Origin of the sequence: Streptomyces sp. NPDC048523, from assembly GCF_043199815.1 — a bacterium.
Lineage (GTDB): Bacteria > Actinomycetota > Actinomycetes > Streptomycetales > Streptomycetaceae > Streptomyces.
Genome location: NZ_JBICWQ010000010.1, coordinates 107,102 through 125,883 on the forward strand (window position 1 = coordinate 107,102; position 18,782 = coordinate 125,883).

Genomic DNA, 18,782 nt, shown 5'->3' on the forward strand with positions numbered 1-18,782 from the left:
CGAGTGAATCTCGGATTCGGCGCCGGCGTGAGGGCGAGGTCGCGTCAAGTCGGGCTTGCTGCAGGCGCGGTGGGGCTGTGCCTTCCCGCTCACGCTGCGGGTGTGACCATCGGCCGGGCCGTGGGCCGGGTCGCCGGTGCGCGAGTGAATCTCGGATTCGGCGCCGGCGTGAGGGCGAGGTCGCGTCAAGTCGGGCTTGCTGCAGGCGCGGTGGGGCTGTGCCTTCCCGCTCACGCGGCGGGTGTGACCATCGGTCGGGCCGTGGGCCGGGTCGCGGGTGCGCGGACGGATCTGGCATCCGGCGGGGGAGTGAAGGCGCGGTCGCGTCAAGTCGAGCCCGTCGCAGGCGGGTTGGCGCTCCGCCTCCCCGCCCGCACCGAGGTGTCCGACACGGCGGGTGTGGCCGTGAGTGTGCGGCAACCGTCTGTCTGCGGTTCTGGCAGGGAGGTGAGGACATGAGGTTCCGTCACATCGCCCTCGCCGCAGGCATGGTGGGGCTGTTCTGTCTCCCCGCTCACGCCGAGGCCCGGGACATCAGCCGGGACACCCTGCCCGCGAACGACGGCTGGGCCTCCGAGGGAGAAGGCACCACCGGAGGCTCCGCCGCCGACGCGGACCACGTCTACACCGTCACCGACCGGGCCGGGCTGGTCCGCGCCCTCGACGGCGGCAGCGCCACGCCGAAGATCATCAGGATCGCCGGGAGTGTCGACGCCAACACCGACGACGACGGCGACCACCTGGACTGCGCCGACTACGCCACCGACGGCTACTCCCCGAAGAAGTACCTCGCCGCCTACGACCCCCGCACCTGGGGCTCCGCCAAGCCCGGCGGCCCGCAGGAGGAGGCCCGTCAGGCGTCCGCGAAGAAGCAGGCCGAGCGGGTCGAGCTGCTCGTCGGCTCCAACACCACGATCGTCGGGCTCAAGGGAGCGGTCCTGAAGGGCGGCAGCCTCCAGGTCAGGAACGCCACCAACGTCATCATCCGCAACCTCGACCTCCGCGACGCCTACGACTGCTTCCCCGTCTGGCAGCCCAACACCGGCGGCCTCGGCGACTGGAAGACGGCGTACGACACCATCTGGCTGGCCGGCGCCACCCATGTGTGGGTCGACCACGTGACCCTGAGCGACAAGGGCCACCCCGACTCCGCCGAGCCCACCTACTTCGCCCGCAACTACCTGCGCCACGACGGCCTGCTGGACATCACGAACGGCTCCGACCTGGTCACCGTCTCCTGGAGCCGGTTCGCCGACCACGACAAGGCGATGCTCATCGGCAACAGCGACTCGGCCACCGGCGACCGCGGCAGACTCCGGGTCACCCTGCACCACAACGAGTTCGACTCCGTCGTCCAGCGCGCGCCCCGCGTCCGCTTCGGACAGGTGCACGTCTACAACAACCGGTACCTCGCGGACGGCGACGACTACCGGTACTCCCTCGGCGTCTCCACCGAGTCCGCGATCTTCGCCGAGAACAACGCCTTCCACACCCCCGGCCACATCGAGGCCGCCGACCTGGTCAAGAGCTGGAACGGCAGCGCCCTGCACCAGAGCGGCACCCTCTTCAACGGCTATCCGGTGGACCTGCTCGCCATATACAACGCCTACAACTCCGGCAGCGAGCGCGACCTCACGGCGGACGTCGGCTGGACGCCTACCCTGCACACAAAGATCGACAGCGCCGAGGCGGCCGACCGACAGGTGGCGCGCGGCGCGGGCGCGGGGAGGATCCCATGAGCACCGTAGACATCGTCCTGGCGGGCGCGCGCGGCCACGGCCGCTGGCACCTGGAGAACATCCGCAGGCTGCAGGACAAGGGGATCGTACGACTGGCGGGGATCTGCGAGCTGACCCCGCTGACCGGCGACGAGATCCCCGACGGGCTCGGCACGCCCGAGCAGTCCGGCGACTTCGGCGCGCTCCTCGACTCGACCGGCGCCCGGATCGCGGTGATCTGCACGCCGATCCCCACGCACACCGACCTGGCGCTCGCGGCGGCTCAGCGGGGCGTACACATCCTGCTGGAGAAGCCCCCCGCCCCGTCGTACGCCGAGTTCCGCCGTATGGCCGACGGGGTCGCCGCGGCAGGGGTCGCCTGCCAGATCGGCTTCCAGTCGCTCGGCTCGCACGCCGTGCCCGCGATCCGCGAGCTGGTCGGAGAGGGCGCGATCGGCGAGGTGACCGGGATCGGCGGAGCCGGTGCCTGGGCACGCGCCGAGGCGTACTACCGGCGCGCGCCCTGGGCGGGCAAGCGGCGGATGAACGGCGTCGACGTGATCGACGGCGTGCTGACCAACCCCCTCGCGCACGCCGTCGCCACCGCGCTCGCCCTGAACGGCACCACCCGCGCCGAGGACGTCACCCGTATCGAGACCGAGCTGCTGCGCGCCAACGACATCGAGTCCGATGACACCTCCTGCGTCCGCGTCACCACCGCGAACGGCCTCAAGGTCACCGTCGCCGCCACCCTGTGCGCCGAGGATCCCGACGAGCCGTACGTCGTCGTGCACGGCGACCGCGGCCGGATCACCTACTGGTACAAGCAGGACCGCGTGCTGCTCCAGCGGGCCGGCCACGGCCCCGAGGAGTACGAGTACGGCCGCACCGACCTGCTGGAGAACCTGGTCGACCACGTCACCGACGGCGACGACCTGCTGGCCGTCCCGGAGGTGACGGGTGCCTTCATGAAGGTCGTCGAGGCCATCCGGACGGCCCCGGACCCGACCCCGCTCCCGGCCACGGCCTGGCACCTGCTGCCCGACGAGGACCGCCGGGTCGTCCCCGGCATCGACGGACTCGTCGCGGCCGCCGCCGACAACCTCGCCCTCTACTCGGAGCTGGGCGCCGACTGGTCCCGGCCACATGTCGCGAACGAGGTGAGCACATGACGACCCCCGATTCCCCGGTCCTGCGTGTCGCGGGCCGCCCGGTCGGCCGCTACGTCACCCGGCCCGAGCTGCCCGCCCGGCTCTCCCCGCGCCCCTACCTGCACCCCGTCACCACCCTGGCCGGCACGGCGGTCACCGAACTCAGCCCGACCGACCACATCCACCACCTCGGCGTCGGTGTCGCCGTTCCCGACGTCGAGGGGCACAACTTCTGGGGCGGACGCACCTACGTCCGCGACCAGGGCCCGACCGAGCTCGACAACCACGGTGCCCAGCGCCACACGTCCTTCCAGCTCCGGGACCCCGACGGCTTCGTGGAGGAGCTGCGCTGGATCGCCTCGGGCGCCGAGCTGCTGCGTGAGCGCCGTACGGTCGCGGCCACCGAACTGGCCGGCTCCGCCTGGGCGTTGGACTTCACCTTCTCCCTGACCAACGTCACCCGGGACCCGCTGTCGATCGGCAGCCCGGCCACCAACGGCCGCCCGGGCGCGGCCTACGGCGGCTTCTTCTGGCGGGCCCGGAAGGAAGAGGCGGCGCCGGACGTCTTCACCGTCGACCGTGAGGGCGAGGACGCGATCCACGGCACCCGCGCCGACTGGGTGGCCCTCACCGGCGCCACCTGGACGCTCGTCTTCGCCGGGGCCACCGAACAGACCCGCCGCGACCCGTGGTTCGTGCGCGCCGGCGAATACCCGGGGGTGGGCTCCTCGCTGGCCTCCGACGCGAGGCTGCCGATCCCGCCCGGCGAGACCGTGGTACGGCGGATCGTCACGGTCGTGGCCGACGGACGCCTGCCCCGGCTCGAAGCGGCGGCCCTGGTGCGGAAGGCGGTCAGCCAGTGACCCACCCGAACCCGGCCCTTCCCTCGACGTACACCAACCCGGTCCTGAACGCCGACTGGTCCGACCCCGACGTCATCCGTGTCGGCGACGACTTCTACCTCACCGCCTCCAGCTTCGGACGCGTCCCCGGCCTGCCGCTGCTGCACTCCCGCGACCTCGTCAACTGGACCCTCATCGGCCACGCCCTCGAACGTCTGGAACCCGCCGGGGAGTTCACCAAACCCCGGCACGACTGCGGGGTCTGGGCCCCTTCCCTCCGCTACCACGACGAACGGTTCTGGATCTTCTGGGGCGACCCCGACCAGGGCATCTTCCAGGTCAACGCGCCCGGGATCAGAGGCCCTTGGACCCGTCCGCACCTCGTCAAGTCGGGCAAGGGCCTGATCGACCCGTGCCCGCTGTGGGACGAGGAGACCGGCGAGGCCTACCTCGTGCACGCCTGGGCCAAGTCCCGCTCCGGCGTCAAGAACCGCCTCACCGGCCACCGGATGGACCTCGACGGCCGTGAACTCCTCGACGAGGGCAAGGTGATCGTCGACGGGGACCGGATCCCCGGCTGGTTCACCCTCGAAGGCCCCAAGCTCTACCGGCACGACGGCTGGTTCTGGATTTTCGCCCCCGCCGGGGGAGTGGAGACCGGCTGGCAGGGCGCCTTCCGCTCGCGCGGCTTCTTCGGGCCGTACGAGGAGAAGGCCGTCCTGGAGCAGACGGACACCGACGTCAACGGGCCGCACCAGGGCGGCTGGGTGCGGACCCCGTCCGGCCAGGACTGGTTCCTGCACTTCCAGCACAGGGGCGCCTACGGCAGGGTCGTCCACCTCCAGCCGATGCGCTGGGGTGACGACGGCTGGCCGGTGCTCGGTGACGAGGGCGCCCCCGTCGCCGTACACGAGCGGCCCGATCTGCCGCCGCAGCCGGACGCGGCGCCCGCCACCGACGACGACTTCCCCGGCGGACGCTTCGGCCGCCAGTGGCAGTGGGCCGCCAATCCGCAGCCCGGCTGGGCCACCCACCACTCCGGTGACGGGCTGCGGCTCGCCTGTGTCCGCTCGGCCGACGCGCACGACCTGCGCAAACTGCCGAACATCCTCACCCAGCGGCTGCCCGGCACCCCGTCGGCGGTCGAGGTGGAACTGCGCCTGCACAGCGAGGAACCCGGCGCACGGGCCGGTCTCGCCGTCCTCGGGGACGCCTTCAGCTGGATCGGACTCCAGCGGGGGGCCGACGGGAGCGTCCATCTCGTGCACCGGTTCGCCGAGGGAGTCGCCGAGCAGGAGCGGGACGCCGACCATCCGCGCCTCGCCCCCGCCGACAAGGTGCGACTGCGGATCGAGATCGGCGCCGGGGCCCGCTGCCGGTTCTTCTACGACCTCGGCGACGGCCCGCGTGCCAGCGGACCCGTCTTCGCGGCCCCCCCCTGGCGCTGGGTCGGAGCCCTGCTCGGACTGTTCGCCCTCGCGCCCGTGGGAGGAGGACACGCCGGGGCGGCAACCTTCTCGCACTTCAGGATCGACCCCCTGTAACGCATCGAACCCGTAAGCCTGTTGGGAGCCGCAATGACGCAGCACCTTGATAGCAAGCGCTTGCACAGACCGGGATACGGCACGGTCCTGGCCGCTGTCCTCGGTCTGGTGGCCGCGCTGAGCCTCGGGGTGATCGGGCAGGCCAGGGCCGTCGCCGCCGAGAAGGCCCCGGCCGACCGCTGGAGCGACCGGGCGCACGGCTTCGCCTCCCTCGCCGGCGGGACCACCGGAGGGGCCGGCGGCAAGGTCGTCACCGTCACCGACCAGGCCTCGCTGGCCGCCTACGCGGGGGCCGAGGAGCCGTACGTCATACGGGTCTCGGGCGCGATAGCCGTCGAGCCCTTCGGCTCGGACATCGTCGTGACCTCGAACAAGACGATCATCGGCGTCGGCGACACCGGCGAGATCGTCCACGGCGAGCTGCACCTGAACCCCGGCACGCACAACGTGATCATCCGCAATCTGACGATCCGTGACTCGTACGTCGAGGGCGACTGGGACGGCAAGACGACCGACTTCGACGCGATCCAGATGGACACGGTCGACCACGTCTGGATCGACCACAACCGCTTCACGCACATGGGCGACGGGCTGCTCGACATCCGCAAGGACAGCCGGTACATCACCGTCTCCTACAACCGGTTCACGAACCACAACAAGGCGTTCGGGATCGGCTGGACCACCAATGTCCTCACCGAGATGACGATCGACCACAACTGGTTCCGCGGCACCAAGCAGCGCAACCCCTCGGCGGACAACCTCGCCTACGCCCACCTGTACAACAACTACCTGTCCTCGCAGGTCGCCGACGGCGACCCGGTGTGGACGTACGGGAACTGGGCGCGCGGCCGGACGAAGATGGTCATCGAGAACAGCTACTACGACGGTGTCCAGCATCCCTACCAGGCGGATGCCACCGCCGAGTTGGTGCAGCGCGGGTCGATCCTGAAGAACACGAGCGGGCGAACGGACGTGTGGGGTACGGCATTCGACCCGCGCTCCTTCTACGCCTACCGGATAGACCCGGCCGCCGCAGTGCCCTCGCTGGTGTCGCGGTTCTCCGGTCCGCAGAAGCGGATCGGGGTGACCCTGCACGTCCCCGCCGACTACCCGACCGTGCAGGCCGCCGTGGACGCCGTGCCCGACCAGAACGCCGTGCCGGTGACGATCGCCGTCGCGCCGGGCACCTACCGTGCGAAGGTCTTCATCCCGGCGAGCAAGCCGAGGATCGTGCTCCAGGGGACTGGACACGACCGGTCCGACACCGTCATCGTCTACGACACCCCCGCCGAGTACGGCGGTTCGACGGGCAGCGCGACGGTCCGGATCGCCGCGAACGACGTCACCGCCCGCCACCTCACCTTCAGCAACGACTTCGACGAGGCCGCGGTCGAGCTGAAGGGCGAGCAGGCCCTCGCGATGAAGACGACCGGCGACCGGATCGTCTTCGAGGACACCGCCTTCCTGGGCAACCAGGACACCCTGATGACCGACAGCCCCAAGCTGGACGTGATCAGCCGGGTCTTCATCCGCGACTCGTACATCGAGGGCGATGTCGACTTCATCTACGGCCGGGCGACGACCGTGATCGAGCGGTCCGTGATCCGGGCGCTGAGCCGGGGCTCGGACTCCAACAACGGCTACATCACGGCCGCTTCGACCTGGACGGGCAACCCGTACGGGTTCCTGATCACCCGGTCGAAGGTGGTGAGCGACGCCCCGGACCAGTCCTTCCACCTGGGGCGGCCGTGGCACCCGGGCGGTGAACCCGCCGCCGTGGCCCAGGTGTTGCTCCGCGACACCGAGCTGCCGGCCGCCGTGAAGACCTCGCCGTGGACCGACATGAGCGGCTTCTCGTGGAAGGACGCGCGGTTCGCCGAGTACCGCAACTCCGGGCCCGGCGCGGCCCCGAGCGCCGACCGGCCGCAGCTCGGTGCCGCCGACGCGAGGACGTACACCGTCGCGAACTACCTCAAGGGCACGGACGGCTGGGCTCCCCACGCCCGCCACTGACGACTGCCGCCACCGACTTCCCCCCACAACGTCACATCTCCGCTGGAATCAGAAGAAGAAGAGAGCCGATCAATGAAGATCAGTATCCGCAGAAGCAGGCGCGCTGCCATAGCCGTCGCCCTCGGGTCCGTCCTGGCGCTGACCGCCACCGCCTGCGGTGACGACGGCAGCGGGGCCGGCGGTGACAAGGGCGACGAGGGCAGCGGCAAGGGCAAGATCGTCTTCTGGGACAACAACGGCGGCGTGCGCACCGACATCTGGAAGGAGATCATCGCCGACTTCCAGAAGGCCAACCCCGACATCAAGGTCGAGTACGTCGGCATCGCCTCCACCGAGTACCAGTCCAAGGTCGACACCGCCATCCAGGGCGGCGGCCTGCCGGACGTCGGCGGTGTCGGCGCGGCCATGCTCGCCGGGTTCTCCGCGCAGAACGCGCTGGAGCCGCTGGACGACCGGCTCTCCAAGTCCTCCCTGAACGGCAAGCTCAACGAGGACATGGTCGGCGTGCTGAAGGCGGCGGGGGGTGGGGACGGGACGCTGTACTCGATCCCGACCTCGGCCAACAACGGTGTGCTGTACTACCGGACCGACCTGTTCAAGAAGGCGGGCCTCGACGAGCCGACCACCTGGGACAAGTTCTACGACGCCGCGGACAAGCTCACCGACGCCAAGAAGAACGAGTTCGGCTACACCATCCGCGGCGGCGCCGGGTCCATCGCCCAGGCCCTGGACGCGATGTACGGGCAGAGCGGGATCACCTCCTTCTGGAACGGCGACAAGACCACCGTCAACGACCCGAAGAACGTGGCGGCGCTCGAGAAGTACGCGGCGCTGTACAAGAAGGTCACTCCGGCGGCCGACCTCAACAACGACTTCACCAAGATGGTCGCCCAGTGGGACTCCGGCACCATCGGGATGCTGAACCACAACCTGGGGTCGTACCAGGACCATGTGAAGGCGCTCGGGGTCGGCAAGTTCCGGGGCATTCCGCAGCCGATCGGCGCCTCCGGCAAGCGGGTCCAGGTGTCCAACCCGGTCGACGGGCTCGGGGTGTTCAAGAGCTCGAAGAACAAGGACGCGGCCTGGAAGTTCATCGAGTTCGCGACCTCGGCCGCGGAGAACTCCAAGTTCAACCAGAACGCCGGGCAGGTGCCGTCGAACAACGACGCCGCCAAGGACGCCTGGATCTCGAAGGCGGAGCCCACGAAGCTGGCCGCCGCCGCGCTGACCGACGGTTCCACGACCATCGTCCAGCTGCCGTACTACCTGCCCGACTGGAACACCATCTCCAAGGCCGACAACGAGCCGAACTTCCAGAAGGTGCTGCTGGGTGACATGAGCGCCAAGGACTTCCTGGACACCATGGCCGACCAGCTGAACAAGGCTCAGGCGGAGTGGAAGGAACAGAACGGCTAGGAGCCCGGGTGAATGCGGTCGTGGGGAGCTGCGCGTTCGTCGTGGCTGGTCGCGCAGTTCCCCGCGCCCCCAACAGGTTGGAAAGGCGCACCGGAAATGTCACTCACACGCAGACAGGTCACCGTGGCGGCTATGGCCGCCGTGCCCGTCGCTTTCAGCGCAACCGGTACTGCTCACGCCAGAGAACAGCGCACCCTCTACATCGCCGGTGACTCCACCGCCGCCCAGAAATACGCCGACGCCGCGCCCGAGACCGGGTGGGGCATGGCGCTCCCCTTCTTTCTGCACCAGGACCGGCGGGTCGCCAACCACGCCGTGAACGGGCGGAGTTCGAAGTCCTTCGTGGACGAGGGACGGCTCGATGTCATTCTCGGTGCCATTCGGCCGGGCGACTTCCTGCTGATCCAGTTCGGGCACAACGACGAGAAGACCGCGGACCCCACTCGGTACACCGAGCCCTGGACGACGTACCAGGACTATCTGAGCCTGTACATCGACGGTGCCCGCGCCCGTGGTGCCCGGCCCGTGCTGGCCACCTCGGTCGAGCGGCGGAAGTTCGACGCCTCCGGCAACGCCGTGCCGACCCACGGCGACTATCCGGCGGCGATGCGGGCGCTCGCCACCGAGGAGGGTGTCGCCCTGCTCGACATCCAGGCCCTGTCGCTCGCCCTGTGGCAGCGGCTCGGGGTCGAGGAGACCAAGAAGTACTTCAACTGGACCGCGACCGAGCAGGACAACACGCACTTCAATCCGCCCGGTGCCATCGCCGTGGCGCGTCTGGTCGCGCGTGAACTGCTGCGGCACCGCGTGCTGGCGCCCCGGGACGTGCGCCGGCTCGACGCCGAGATCCCCGAGTCGTGGATCACCTGGCCGGCTCCGGCCGCCGCCTGACCATTCCTTCTTCGCAGTCGAAAGAGAGCCGCACAATGAACGCACAAGCATGGCATGGGCATGTCATGACAAAGGCGATGGCCGTGGCAGGCTGCGCCGCCCTGGTCCTCGCGGTCACCGGCACCACCGCCCAGGCCAAGGGCCACGACACCGCCCGCGAGACCCTCGCCACCGGTGACGGCTGGGCCTCCGACGGCACCGGCACCACCGGCGGCGCGGCCGCCGACGCCGCCCACGTGTACACCGTCACCGACTGGGCCGGCTTCAAGGCCGCTCTCGCCGCGGGCGGCACCGCGCCGAAGATCATCAAGGTGAAGGGGACCATCGACGCGGTCTCCGAGGGCTGTGACTCCCTCGCCGCGCCCGGGTACGACTTCGACGCCTACCTGGCGAAGTACTCGCCCGAGGCCTGGGGCCTGGACACCGACCTGAGCGCCGAGCCCGACGACAGCCCCGAGGGCCTGCGCCGCGTCTCCGCCGCCAACCAGGACCAGACCATCAAGGCGAACGTGCCCGCCAACACCACGATCATCGGCGTCGGCAAGAACGCCGGGTTCAAGGGTGCGAGCCTGCAGATCAAGGCCGTCGACAACGTCATCGTCCGCAACCTCACCTTCGAGAGCCCCATCGACTGCTTCCCGCAGTGGGACCCCACCGACGGTGCCAAGGGCAACTGGAACTCCGAGTACGACACCGCCGTCGTCTACGGCTCCACCCATGTCTGGCTGGACCACAACACCTTCACCGACGGCAGCCACCCCGACAGCGCCGCGCCGACCTACTTCGGGATGCTCTACCAGCAGCACGACGGCGAGCTGGACATCGTCCGGGGCGCGAACTACGTCACGGCCTCCTGGAACGTCTTCACCGAGCACGACAAGACGATCCTGATCGGCAACAGCGACAGCGAGGCCACGGCGGCCGGCGACCGGGGCAAGCTCAAGGTCACCTTCCACCACAACCTGTTCTCGAACCTCGTCGAGCGCGCCCCCCGCGTGCGCTTCGGACAGGTCGACTCCTACAACAACCACTTCGTGGCCAACACCGACTACGCCTACAGCTTCGGCATCGGCAAGGAGTCCCACCTCGTCGCCGAGCACAACGCGTTCACCCTGCCGCAGGGGGTCAGCGCGGCCAAGGTGCTCAAGCGGTGGAACGTCTCCCCGCTCACCGCCGCCGACAACTACGTCAACGGCAAGCCCACCGACCTGATCGCCGTCCACAACGCCGAGATCCCCGCCGAGACCCTGGAATCCGGCGCGGGCTGGACGCCGACCCTGCGCACGAAGATCGACCCGGCCAAGAAGGTGCCGGGGATCGTCGACCGCGGCGCGGGCGCCGGGCACGTCTGCTGACACCGCCCCCCTGACCGGCCGGGGCGGAATCCAGCGGCCGCCCCGGCCACCCACCTCACCCCCCACGCGAGGCACCCCACACCCCTGAGCCGCATGTCCAAGGAGCACCCGCATGCCCTCGCACGACACCCGACTCCCCCTGTCCAGAAGAGGGTTCCTGCTCGCGAGCACCGGAGCGGCGGCCGCGCTCGCCCTCGCACCGGCCCCCGCGCACGCCGGCACCCGGCGCCCCTTCGGCCGCTTCGGATCACCCACCGCCCGGCTCACCCCGCAGACCCTCTACGTCGACCCGCAGGGCCGCGGCGACCACCCCACCGTCAAGGACGCCGTCACCGCGGCCACCGGCAGCGGCTGGACCCTCGTCCTCGCGCCCGGCACCTACCGGGAGACCGTCGCCGTCGACGTCACCCGCACCGAGGCGACCTGGATCGGCGCCTCCGAGGACCCCCGGGACGTGGTGATCGTGTACGACAACGCGGCCGGCACCCCCAAGCCCGGCGGCGGCACCTACGGCACCACCGGGTCGGCCACCACCACCGTCCAGGCCGACGGCTTCACGGCCCGCTGGATCACCTTCGCCAACGACTGGCTGCGCGCCGACCACCCCGGCATCACCGGCACCCAGGCCGTCGCGATCAAGGTCCAGGGCGACCGCTCCGCCTTCCACCACTGCCGCTTCCTCGGCCACCAGGACACCCTCTACGCCGACTCGATCGCCCTCACCTCCTTCGCCCGCCAGTACTTCTCGCACTGCTACGCCGAGGGCGACGTCGACTTCGTCTTCGGGCGGGCCACGGCCGTCTACGAGCACTGCCACTTCCGGACCCTGAACCGGACCGACCTGGCCGCGGCGCCGTACGGTTTCGTCTTCGCGCCCTCCACGGCGGGCGCCAACCCGCGCGGCTACCTCGTCACCAGGAGCCGCGTCAGCAGCGAGGCCCCGGACGGTTTCTACAAGCTGGCCCGCCCGTGGGTGCCCAGCTCCGACACCACCGCGCGGCCCTCGCTCGTGGTCCGGGAGACCTGGCTGGGCCCCGGCATCGACGCGGCCGCCCCCTACACCAACATGTCGGACGCCTTCCCCTGGCAGAACCAGCGCTTCGCCGAGTACCGCAACACCGGCCCCGGCGCCCGGCTCACCGTCCCGGAGAACCGGCCCCGACTCACCCGCGAGCAGGCGGAGTCGGCGACCCGGGAGGTCTACCTCGGCGACTGGAAGCCGTGGAAGGAGGCGTGCTGAGATGCGCAGACGGACCTTCATGGCCGCCGGTGCCGGACTCGCCCTCGCGGCCGCCGCCCCGGCCCATGCCGCCGCCCGCCGAGTCCTCCACGTCCGCCCCGGCGACTCCGTCCAGGCCGCCGTCGACGCGGTCACCGGCCCCGGCTGGACGATCGTCGTGCACCCGGGCACCTATCGCGAGGTCGTCAACGTGCCGGCCGACAAGGCGGAGTTGACCGTACGCGGCGCCGTCCCCGACCCCCGTGCCGCGGTCATCGTCCACGACAACGCCAACGGCACCCAGAAGCCCGACGGTTCAGGAACCTACGGCACCGCCGGCTCCGCCACCTTCACCTCGGCGGCCCCCGGCCTCACCGTCCGCGACCTCACCCTCGCCAACGACTGGCTGCGCGCCGACCATCCCGACATCACCGGGACCCAGGCGGTCGCCGCCTACACCTACGGCGACCGCACCCACTTCGACAACGTCCGGCTCCTGGCCCACCAGGACACCCTCTTCGTCGAGACGACCGCGCTCGCCGCCTTCGACCGGCAGTACTTCCGCCGCTGTTACATCGAGGGGGACGTGGACTTCGTCTTCGGCCGGGCCACCGCCGTCTTCGAGGAGTGCCACTTCCACACCCTCCAGCGGGACGTCGGCTTCACCCCCAAGGGCATGGTCTTCGCCCCCTCCACGGCCCGCGCCAACCCCTACGGCATCCTCGCCGTCCGCTCCCGCATCACCTCCGGCGCCGAGGACGGGGCGTACAAACTGGCACGGCCCTGGGTGCCGTCGTACGAGACGACCGCCTGGCCGTCCCTCGTCGTGCGGAACTCCCGGATCGGGCCCGGGATCGACCCGGTCGCGCCCTACACCAACATGCGCGAGGCGTACCCCTGGCAGACCATGCGCTTCCGGGAGTACGCCAACTCCGGCCCGGGAGCGGTGATTTCGGTCCCCGACAACCGGCCCCAGCTGACCGCCGAGGAGGCCGCCGTACACACCCGGCGCACCTATCTCGGGGACTGGAGGCCCTATGAGCGCCGGTGACCCGCTGGGGCGGCGGGCGTTCGTGGTGGGCGCCGGAGCGGCCGTGCTGGCGGGGGGAGCGGTGAGCCCCGCGGAGGCCGGGGTCGTGGACGGCCCGCTGCCCGACTTCCACCCGGCGCTGAAGAATGCGCTGAACTTCCCCCTCGCCTGGGGGACTTCGCCGATCCGGGACTTCCGGGTCTGGCGGCGGACAGCCCGTGCCACGGTCGAGGAGCACCTCCTCGTCGACCGCGAGGACAAGACACCGTACGCGCCCGAGTTCACCGACCGGGCCCAAGACGACGGCTACACACGGGAGTTGGTCACCCTCTCCCTCACCCGTCACGAGCGGGTCCGGGCTGCCCTGCTCACCCCGCACGGCCCTGGCCCGTTCCCCGCCGTGCTGCTGCTCCACGACCACGGGGCGAGGTTCGACATCGGCAAGGAGAAACTGGTCCGGCCCTGGTACGACGACACCCGGCTCGCCTCCGCGCAGTCCTGGGCCGACAAGTACTTCAGCGGCCGGTTCGTCGGAGACGAGCTGGCCCGGCGCGGCTATGTCGTCCTGTGCGCGGACGCACTCGGCTGGGGCGACCGCGGACCCGTCACCTACGACCAACAGCAGGCCCTGGCCAGCAACTTCTACAACCTCGGCTCCTCGCTGGCCGGGCTCATGGCCCGCGAGGACGCCCGCGCCGCCGGGTTCCTGGCGGGTCTGAAGAGGGTGGACGCCAGAAGGGTCGCGGCCGTCGGCTTCTCCATGGGTGCCTACCGCGCCTGGCAGGCCGCCGCGCTGACCGACGCCGTCACGGCCACGGCAGCCGTCTGCTGGATGACCGGCCTCAAGGAAATGATGGTGCCCGGCAACAACACCCTGCGCGGACAGTCCAGTTACTACATGCTCCACCCGGGGCTGCCCCGGTTCCTCGACTTCCCCGACGTGGCGAGCATCGCCGCCCCCAGGCCGATGCTCTTCTTCAACGGCGGGCTCGACCCGCTGTTCCCCGCCGACGGCGTTCAGGTCGCGTACGACAAGCTGCGCGCCGTCTGGCACTCCCGCCACGCCGAGGAGCGGTTGCACCTGAAGACCTGGCCCGACCTCGGCCATGTCTTCGTCGACCGCATGCAGGACGAGGTCTTCGGCTGGCTCGACGCCGTCCTGTGAACCATCCCCCCACCCACGAGAAGGGACCCGCACTCCATGTCTCGTCGTACCGCTCTCACCGTTCTGTCCGCCCTCTCCCTGGGCGTCGGCCTCGTCGTCCTCCCCACCCAGGCGCAGGCCGCGACGGTGGTCGTCAGCAACTCGACCGACCTGTCCAACGCCATCAAGAACGCCACCGCCGGCACGGTCATCCAGGTCCGCGGCGGCACCTACTACCCGACGGCCACCCTCCAGTCCACGGCCAACGGCAGTTCCTCCGCGCCGGTCACGCTCACCGCGTACGGCTCGGAGACCGTGAAGATCGACGGCTCGTCGCTGCCCGACGGCGACTGGATCTTCAAGCTGACCGCCGACTACTGGAACGTCTCGAACATCACCTTCCAGAACTCCCCGGACAGTGCGGTCGTCTGCCAGTCCTGCACCGGGACGGTCTGGAACAACATCAAGACCATCAACGGCGGCGACTCGGGCTTCACGCTCACCGGCGACGGGACCGTGAACAACACGGTCAAGAACATCGACTCCTACGGCAACTACGACGCCGCGAACCACGGTGAGAACGCCGACGGCATCGCCGTGAAGTTCGGCTCCGGCACCGGCAACCTCATCACCGGGGCCCGTCTCTACAACAACTCGGACGACGGGATCGACTTCTGGTCCTTCTCCTCGCCGGTCACCGTCGAGCACACCTGGTCCATGGGCAACGGCGTCAACCGCTGGTCCGACTCCGCCTTCGCGGGCGACGGCAACGGCTACAAGCTGGGCGGGGACGGCGAGGTCGTCGCGCACGTCATCAACAACTCCGCCGCCTGGGGCAACGCGGGCAACGGCTTCACCGAGAACTCCAACACCGGCGCGATCGTCATCAACCGCACCACCGCCTACGCCAACAGCAAGTGGGGCTACTACTTCGCCACCAGCTCCGCGAAGCTCGGCAAGAACCTCGCGGTGAGCAACGGCGGCGGCTCGGTGAGCAAGGGCTCCAAGGTCTCCTCGTCCGGCAACAACTGGGACAGCGGGATCAGCACCCCCGCCTTCAAGTCGACGGACGCCTCGACGACGTACAACGCCCGCAGCTCCAGCGGCACCCTGCCCGCCACCACCTTCCTGACGACGGGCAGCACCACCATCGGCGCGACCATGAACTGACATCGCCCCGGAAACCTCCGGCTCAGGGCGCTTGACCCGTTTTTTACCGGGCGGGTCTCGCGCCCGACATGGTGACGCGCGTAGAACGTCTGTCATGCATAAGTCACTGCGTATCGCAGCCGCCACCGCGGCGTGTGCCGTCGCGGCGGGCGCCCTCTACGGCGCCGGCGCGGCCACCGCCGGTCAGTCCACGGCGAACTCCACGCACGAGCCCTACAACATCGGCGTCCTGGTCAAGGACATCGACACCTACTACGGCACCACGGCCGACGCCAACGGTGTCTACCAGGCGTCCCCCACCAGCCCGTACGCCAAGGACCTCGCGGTCATCGACAAGGCAGCGAAGAAGCAGATCGACCAGGCCGCCCGCAAGGCGCACCACAGGGGCGAGAAGCCCGCCGTCGTCTTCGACATCGACGACACGCTGCTGCTCAGCCTCGACTACGAGAAGCGCTACAACTACACCTACAACGGCACTACTTGGGCCGACTACGTGAACCGGGCCGACCGCCCGGCAGTCTTCGGCAGCCCCGAGCTCGTGCAGTACGCCGAGAAGAAGGGCGTCGAGGTCTTCTACAACTCGGGCCTCAGCGAGGCCCAGCGCTCGGCCGCGGTCGAGAACCTGAAGAAGATCGGCGCCGACGTGAACCTCGACGCCGACCACGTGTTCCTCAAGGACAAGGCGAACCCGCCGGCCTACCTGAGCGCCTGCGCCACGCCGGGCACCTGGACCTGCACCACCGTGCAGTACAAGTCCGGCACCCGCGCGCACATCGAGAAGGACCTCGGGTACGAGATCATCGCCAACTTCGGCGACCAGTACTCCGACCTGGAGGGCGGTTACGCCGACAAGACGTTCAAGCTCCCGAACCCGACGTACTTCGTGAGCTAGTTCCGCACCGGCCGGATCCCCTCGAGGGTCGGCACCACGGGCTTGATCGTGCCGTCCGCCGCGAACTCCATCCTGTCGACGGTGGTTTCGCGGTGCATTCCGTCGCCGCCGGGCTTCCCCGGCCCGTTCAGGGCGAACCGGTGATAGACGATGTACCAGTCGTCGGTGCCGGGGACGTTCACCACGGAGTGGTGGCCGGTGGCGAGGATGCCGTACTCGGGACGCTTGGACAGGATCGTCCCCTTCTTGGTCCACGGGCCGAGGGGGGACGGTCCCGTCGCATAGGCGACGTGGTAGTTCTCGCTGCGGGTGTCGTCCTCGGACCACATGAAGTAGTACGTGCCGTTCCGCTTGACCACGAAGGACCCCTCGCGGAAGTTGTCCGGCGTGATGTCCTGAACCTTCGAGGCGTCGTAGGACGTCATGTCGTCGTTGAGCGGCACCACGTACCCGTGCCCGTTGCCCCAGTACAGATACGACGTCCCGTCGTCGTCCGTGAAGACGGCCGGGTCGATCATCTGGCCCTTCAGCGCACCGCCCTTGGCCACGAGCGGCTTGCCCAGCGCGTCCTTGAAGGGGCCGGCGGGGGAGTCCGCCACCGCCACGCCGATCTGCTGCTCGGCGCAGAAGTAGAAGTAGTACTTGCCGTCCCGCTCGGCGATGGCCGGCGCCCACGCGTACTTGTCGGCCCACGACACGTCCGCGCCGAGGTCGAGGATGACCCCGTGGTCCTTCCAGTGGACCAGGTCCTTGGAGGAGTAGGCCTTGAACCGGGTCCCGCTCCAGCCGTTGTAGCCGTCGGTGGTCGGGTAGATCCAGTACTCGCCGTTCAGATAGTGCACGTCCGGGTCGGCGTTGAGGCCGGGCAGGACGGGGCTGCCGGTCCGCACCGCCTCGACCGTCCAGCTCCGGCTGGTGCCGTCGGCGGCCGTCACGGTGTACGACTGCGGCCTGCGGAAGTCGCGCCGGGTACCGGACCTGGGGGCGATGCTCGCGCCCTCGCTCACGGCGAACTTCGGAGCAAGGTGCGTGAGGTCGGTGTCGGTCTGCACCGGCAGCACGACCTTCGACGCGGTCTCCGTGATGATCGCGTACCCCTTCTGACCCTTGGCCGTCGCGTCCACGACCGAGGCGGACGTCGACGGATACGCGGCCAGCAGCCGGTCGTACTCCTGCTGCGTCACCGGAAGCACCGTGCCGTGCCGGGGACTCGCGGGCAGCTGGTAGTTCGTGGACGGGGTCCACCTGCCCGAGTCGAGGTCGGTGGTCTCGAAGGGGACGTACCCGCGGCCGCCGTACTCGTCGATGAACAGGTACCACTTCTTCTCGGTGTTCGACTTGAACACCGTCGGCCCCTCACCGCGGTCCATCGCCCCGCTGCCGATGCAGTCCGCGACCAGGTCGTACTTCGTCGAGGTCAGACTCGTCGACTTCTCGCCGGTGATGAACTTGGCGCACGGCGAGCTTGAGGTGGGGTCCCGCTCGTCCTTGGTGTAGCGGTAGTAGGTGTCCTTGTACTTCACGACCGTCGAGTCGATCACCGAGTAGCCGGGGTCGTCCCAGACCTTCGGTGCGCTGAAGGTGCGGAAGTCCTTCGTGGTCGCGTACAGCATCTTGTTGTACGTCGATCCGGTGTGCCCGGGGTCGTCGTCGGCGTACAGCTTCGACGCCCAGAAGACGACGTACTCACCGAGGCTGTTGTCCCAATAGGCCTCCGGCGCCCAGGTGTTGCCCGCGCTGTCCGGGGCGACCTTCACCAGCCGCTGGTCGGTCCAGTGGACCAGGTCGGTGGACTCCCAGATCATGATCGACTTGCTGCCGTGCCGCTGGACGTCGTCCCAACTGCCGCTGCTGTTCTTGTACATGCGCAGATCGGTGGCGATCAGATAGAACTTGTCGCCCTTCGGGGAGCGGATCACGAAGGGATCGCGCAGGCCCTTCTCGCCGGTCGTCGACGTCAGGACCGGCTTGCCCTGGTTCAGCTCGCGCCAGTGCAGGGGGTCGTTGCCGCGGCTGAGGGCGTAGCGGATCTGCTCGCCGTCGGCGGTGCCCTCGCCGGTGAAGTAGGCGAAGAGATATCCGGCGTACTTGGGGTGGTTCACGGGCGGTGCTCCTGAGTGGGCGGAACCGGGCGGTGCGGTGAGCAGGGCCAGCAATAGCGAGAGACAGGCGACGAGGAGGATACGAGGGCGCATGTCGCTCCTGTGAGTGTGGGGGTGTGGGGGTTTCTGTTGGGGGCTGTGCGCGCCTTCGGAGTGTTACGAGTGGGAAACAGCACGTCAATCGGTGAGTGCGCGAGCGGCAGCAGCGAAAGTTTCGGTTGTTTTCGTCGAGGCGCGGCAACCTCACCGGTCATGGCGGCGACTTCAGGGCGTCTTGACTGCCGAGGAAAGGAAC

Annotated in this window: 14 protein-coding genes; 13 read left to right on the top strand and 1 reads right to left on the bottom strand. The window is 69.5% G+C overall.

Annotation, left to right across the window (positions count from 1 at the left end; translation table 11 throughout):
- The first annotated feature begins 455 nt into the window (after positions 1-455).
- The 13 genes from ACGFWE_RS37160 to ACGFWE_RS37220 all read left to right on the top strand — a co-directional run bounded on the left by ACGFWE_RS37160 (position 456) and on the right by ACGFWE_RS37220 (position 16,385).
- The gene (locus ACGFWE_RS37160) at positions 456-1,739 is read left to right on the top strand and encodes a pectate lyase (RefSeq protein ID WP_352390504.1); all 1,284 of its coding nucleotides are present in this window, start codon (positions 456-458) and stop codon (positions 1,737-1,739) included.
- Positions 1,736-2,890: a Gfo/Idh/MocA family protein gene (locus ACGFWE_RS37165; protein ID WP_393604553.1), complete on the top strand. Its 1,155-nt coding sequence runs from the start codon at positions 1,736-1,738 to the stop codon at positions 2,888-2,890. Before ACGFWE_RS37160 ends, ACGFWE_RS37165 begins: the two co-directional genes overlap by 4 nt.
- Entirely contained in the window at positions 2,887-3,732 is an 846-nt protein-coding gene (locus ACGFWE_RS37170) for a PmoA family protein (RefSeq protein WP_352390502.1), read from the top strand. The genes ACGFWE_RS37165 and ACGFWE_RS37170 overlap by 4 nt, the downstream gene beginning before the upstream one ends.
- Positions 3,729-5,255, top strand: coding sequence for a family 43 glycosylhydrolase (locus ACGFWE_RS37175; protein WP_393604555.1), 1,527 nt, complete (start codon positions 3,729-3,731; stop codon positions 5,253-5,255). The genes ACGFWE_RS37170 and ACGFWE_RS37175 overlap by 4 nt, the downstream gene beginning before the upstream one ends.
- 33 nt (positions 5,256-5,288) lie before the next feature.
- A complete protein-coding gene (locus ACGFWE_RS37180) occupies positions 5,289-7,268 on the top strand; it encodes a pectinesterase family protein (RefSeq protein ID WP_393604557.1) in 1,980 nt (659 codons plus the stop codon).
- 72 nt (positions 7,269-7,340) lie between these two features.
- Positions 7,341-8,684, top strand: a complete 1,344-nt coding sequence (locus tag ACGFWE_RS37185) for an ABC transporter substrate-binding protein (RefSeq protein WP_393604559.1) — start codon at positions 7,341-7,343, stop codon at positions 8,682-8,684.
- A gap of 96 nt (positions 8,685-8,780) precedes the next feature.
- Positions 8,781-9,575: a rhamnogalacturonan acetylesterase gene (locus ACGFWE_RS37190; protein WP_393604561.1), complete on the top strand. Its 795-nt coding sequence runs from the start codon at positions 8,781-8,783 to the stop codon at positions 9,573-9,575.
- Between the two features lie 35 nt (positions 9,576-9,610).
- Positions 9,611-10,930 (top strand): polysaccharide lyase family 1 protein, encoded by a 1,320-nt coding sequence (locus tag ACGFWE_RS37195; protein WP_393604563.1) that lies wholly within the window; start codon positions 9,611-9,613, stop codon positions 10,928-10,930.
- A 112-nt stretch (positions 10,931-11,042) separates the two neighbouring features.
- Positions 11,043-12,170, top strand: coding sequence for a pectinesterase family protein (locus ACGFWE_RS37200; protein ID WP_352390496.1), 1,128 nt, complete (start codon positions 11,043-11,045; stop codon positions 12,168-12,170).
- A gap of 1 nt (position 12,171) precedes the next feature.
- Positions 12,172-13,200, top strand: a complete 1,029-nt coding sequence (locus ACGFWE_RS37205) for a pectinesterase family protein (RefSeq protein WP_393604565.1) — start codon at positions 12,172-12,174, stop codon at positions 13,198-13,200.
- Entirely contained in the window at positions 13,187-14,344 is a 1,158-nt protein-coding gene (locus tag ACGFWE_RS37210) for an alpha/beta fold hydrolase (protein WP_352390494.1), read from the top strand. Before ACGFWE_RS37205 ends, ACGFWE_RS37210 begins: the two co-directional genes overlap by 14 nt.
- 36 nt (positions 14,345-14,380) lie before the next feature.
- A complete protein-coding gene (locus ACGFWE_RS37215; RefSeq protein ID WP_393604567.1) occupies positions 14,381-15,493 on the top strand; it encodes a chondroitinase-B domain-containing protein in 1,113 nt (370 codons plus the stop codon).
- Positions 15,494-15,587: 94 nt separating this feature from the next.
- Positions 15,588-16,385: an HAD family acid phosphatase gene (locus ACGFWE_RS37220; protein WP_352390492.1), complete on the top strand. Its 798-nt coding sequence runs from the start codon at positions 15,588-15,590 to the stop codon at positions 16,383-16,385.
- Here ACGFWE_RS37220 and ACGFWE_RS37225 read toward each other — a convergent pair.
- A complete protein-coding gene (locus ACGFWE_RS37225) occupies positions 16,382-18,580 on the bottom strand; it encodes a family 43 glycosylhydrolase (protein ID WP_393604569.1) in 2,199 nt (732 codons plus the stop codon). The two genes, ACGFWE_RS37220 and ACGFWE_RS37225, sit on opposite strands and share 4 nt — an antisense overlap.
- Positions 18,581-18,782 lie beyond the last annotated feature (202 nt).

What these genes read in the sequence shown, in the direction of transcription:
- ACGFWE_RS37215 (WP_393604567.1), top strand. Translation starts at nt 14,381, where the DNA reads ATGTCTCGTCGTACCGCTCTCACCGTTCTGTCCGCCCTCTCCCTGGGC.
- ACGFWE_RS37220 (WP_352390492.1), top strand. Translation starts at nt 15,588, where the DNA reads ATGCATAAGTCACTGCGTATCGCAGCCGCCACCGCGGCGTGTGCCGTC.
- ACGFWE_RS37200 (WP_352390496.1), top strand. Translation starts at nt 11,043, where the DNA reads ATGCCCTCGCACGACACCCGACTCCCCCTGTCCAGAAGAGGGTTCCTG.
- ACGFWE_RS37225 (WP_393604569.1), bottom strand. Translation starts at nt 18,580, where the DNA reads ATGCGCCCTCGTATCCTCCTCGTCGCCTGTCTCTCGCTATTGCTGGCC.
- ACGFWE_RS37180 (WP_393604557.1), top strand. Translation starts at nt 5,289, where the DNA reads ATGACGCAGCACCTTGATAGCAAGCGCTTGCACAGACCGGGATACGGC.
- ACGFWE_RS37160 (WP_352390504.1), top strand. Translation starts at nt 456, where the DNA reads ATGAGGTTCCGTCACATCGCCCTCGCCGCAGGCATGGTGGGGCTGTTC.
- ACGFWE_RS37190 (WP_393604561.1), top strand. Translation starts at nt 8,781, where the DNA reads ATGTCACTCACACGCAGACAGGTCACCGTGGCGGCTATGGCCGCCGTG.
- ACGFWE_RS37185 (WP_393604559.1), top strand. Translation starts at nt 7,341, where the DNA reads ATGAAGATCAGTATCCGCAGAAGCAGGCGCGCTGCCATAGCCGTCGCC.
- ACGFWE_RS37205 (WP_393604565.1), top strand. Translation starts at nt 12,172, where the DNA reads ATGCGCAGACGGACCTTCATGGCCGCCGGTGCCGGACTCGCCCTCGCG.
- ACGFWE_RS37165 (WP_393604553.1), top strand. Translation starts at nt 1,736, where the DNA reads ATGAGCACCGTAGACATCGTCCTGGCGGGCGCGCGCGGCCACGGCCGC.
- ACGFWE_RS37210 (WP_352390494.1), top strand. Translation starts at nt 13,187, where the DNA reads ATGAGCGCCGGTGACCCGCTGGGGCGGCGGGCGTTCGTGGTGGGCGCC.
- ACGFWE_RS37170 (WP_352390502.1), top strand. Translation starts at nt 2,887, where the DNA reads ATGACGACCCCCGATTCCCCGGTCCTGCGTGTCGCGGGCCGCCCGGTC.
- ACGFWE_RS37195 (WP_393604563.1), top strand. Translation starts at nt 9,611, where the DNA reads ATGAACGCACAAGCATGGCATGGGCATGTCATGACAAAGGCGATGGCC.